Origin of the sequence: Stenotrophomonas sp. Sm10, assembly GCF_030985515.1 — a bacterium.
GTDB lineage: Bacteria > Pseudomonadota > Gammaproteobacteria > Xanthomonadales > Xanthomonadaceae > Stenotrophomonas > Stenotrophomonas hibiscicola.
The window spans coordinates 1-2,318 of the sequence record NZ_JAPTFO010000172.1; the positions used below are offsets into that span (position 1 = coordinate 1).

Sequence of the window (2,318 nt, forward strand, 5' to 3'; positions counted from 1 at the left end):
GGCGGCCCCCCCCCCCCCCCCCCCCCCCCCCCGCGCCCCCCCCCCCCGGGGGCCCCGCTTTTTTGTGGTGCCTGGCCTGAGGGCCTGCGCTATCCACGCATGGCGTGGATCTACTGATGCACGCGCGGTAGATCTACGCCATGCGTGGATGCAGCGCTATGCGCGGGGTTCTACAGGGGGTTAGGCTGGGGTCATGAACTACATCGTGACGGCTGCGCACCGCAGCGAATTTCCGCACCCGATCACCCTGCGCCGCGGCCAGGCGCTGGTAGTGGGCGAACGCTATGAAGGCCCGGAGGGCTGGGACGACTGGTTCCTGTGCGAGGCCGAGGGGCAGCAGCCCGGTTTCGTGCCGGCGCCGGTGATTGGTCGCAATGCGCAGGGTGACGCCTATGCCACGGAGGATTACTGCGCGCGGGAGTTGGATGTGGATCCGGGGCAGCTGCTGCGAGGAATGCGCACGCTCAATGGCTGGGCGTGGTGCGTGCCGGAGACCGGCGAACCGGGATGGGTGCCGCTGGAGAAGCTGAGGGCAGCAGAAACCCGGTAGCGCCCGAGCCTATGCTCGGGCGGCGGCGCGAATCGCCGGCTGTCAGGCGATGGTTTCCAGCCCACCCATGTACGGGCGCAGGGCTTCCGGCACGGTGATGCTGCCATCGGCGTTCTGGTAGTTCTCCATCACCGCGATCATCGCGCGGCCGACGGCCACGCCCGAGCCATTCAGCGTGTGCGCCAGCTCCGGCTTGCCGGTGGCCGGGTTGCGCCAGCGCGCCTGCATGCGGCGGGCCTGGAAATCACCACAGTTCGAGCACGAGGAAATCTCGCGGTAGGTTTCCTGCGACGGCAGCCAGACTTCCAGGTCGTAGGTCTTGATGGCCGAGAAGCCCATGTCGCCGGTGCACAGCAGCACCTTGCGGTACGGCAGGCCCAGCTTTTCCAGCACCACTTCAGCGCAGCGGGTCATGCGCTGGTGTTCGGCATCGCTCTCTTCCGGGCGACAGATCGAGACCAGCTCGACCTTCTCGAACTGGTGCTGGCGGATCATGCCGCGCACGTCGCGCCCGCCGCTGCCGGCCTCGGCACGGAAGCACATCGAGTGGGCGGTCATGCGCAACGGCAGGCGCTCGGCATCGACGATCTCGTCGCGCACGATGTTGGTCAGCGGCACTTCCGAGGTCGGGATCAGGTAGCGCGTGGAATCGCCCACGGCGGTCTTGAACAGGTCGTCCTCGAACTTCGGCAGCTGGCTGGTGCCGCGCAGCGAATCGGCGTTGACCAGCAGCGGCACGTTGGTTTCCTCATAACCGTGCTCGCCGGTATGCAGGTCGACCATGAACTGGGCCAGCGCACGGTGCAGGCGCGCGATCGGGCCGCGCAGCACGGTGAAGCGCGAGCCGGACAGCTTGGCCGCAGTCTCGCCGTCCAGCCAGCCGTTGCGGGCGCCCAGTTCAACGTGGTCCAGCACCTTGAAATCGAACTGGCGCGGGGTACCCCAGCGCGCCTGCTCGACGTTGTCGTTCTCGTCAGCACCGGCTGGCACGTCATCGGCCGGCAGGTTCGGGATGCCCATCGAGATCGCTTCGATCTTCTCGCGCAGTTCGTCCAGCGCCACTTCCGAGGCCTTCAACTCGTCGGCGAAGGCAGCAACCTCGGCCATGATGGCCGAAACGTCCTCGCCCTTGGCCTTGGCCTGGCCGATGGCCTTGGAACGGCTGTTGCGCAGGCTCTGCAGTTCCTGGGTCCGTACCTGGATGCGCTTGCGATCAGCCTCCAGGGCCTCCAGGGCAGACACGTCGAGCTCGAAGCCGCGGCTGGTGCGCAGGCGTTCAGCGAGGTCGGCGGGCTGGTGGCGGAGCAGGGCTGGATCAAGCATGGCAGGTGTCGTGGTGGGTATCAGGAACGGGATTATCGCTTGTTATACGGATTTCTGCCGCCCGGTTCATTCCCGCCGTGGCAGAATCGAGCCATTCCGTACTGGTCCGGTCCATGTCTGCACCCCGCTCGTCGTCCGCCAAGTCGTTCACTGTGCATATCCCGCGCAACGCCCTGAAGATCGCCGGCATCGCCTTCGGCGTGGGCGTACTGCTGTTCGTGCTGGTCTGGCTGACCGGCCGCGACAAGGAGTTCTTCCGCGCCGACCCGGCCGCGCAGACCCCGCAGGAAACCGCCCAGGTCGAGCCCCTCCCGGAACCGTTGGCCGCTGCGGCCGGTTCCAGCGACATGCCCGATGCCAAGCCGGCCCCGGTCGAGGAAGAAGCGCCGAAGCTGGTCGAAACCGCCCCGCCACCACCCGCCCCGATCGCCGAGCCGGCCCCGGC

The 2,318-nt window shown here is 67.6% G+C and carries 2 protein-coding genes and 1 pseudogene; 2 read left to right on the plus strand and 1 reads right to left on the minus strand.

The annotated features are described in order from the left end of the window. Window positions 1-193: 193 nt before the first annotated feature. Window positions 194-550 (plus strand): ligand-binding protein SH3, encoded by a 357-nt coding sequence (locus O0J15_RS20795; RefSeq protein ID WP_308306248.1) that lies wholly within the window; start codon window positions 194-196, stop codon window positions 548-550. 42 nt (window positions 551-592) lie between these two features. On the opposite strand, the gene serS is transcribed toward O0J15_RS20795, so the two are convergent. After that, a complete protein-coding gene (gene serS / locus O0J15_RS20800; protein ID WP_188250507.1) occupies window positions 593-1,873 on the minus strand; it encodes a serine--tRNA ligase in 1,281 nt (426 codons plus the stop codon). A gap of 113 nt (window positions 1,874-1,986) precedes the next feature. On the opposite strand from serS, the pseudogene O0J15_RS20805 reads away from it, so the two are divergent. Beyond that, window positions 1,987-2,318, plus strand: a pseudogene (locus O0J15_RS20805) (energy transducer TonB); the annotation flags it as partial.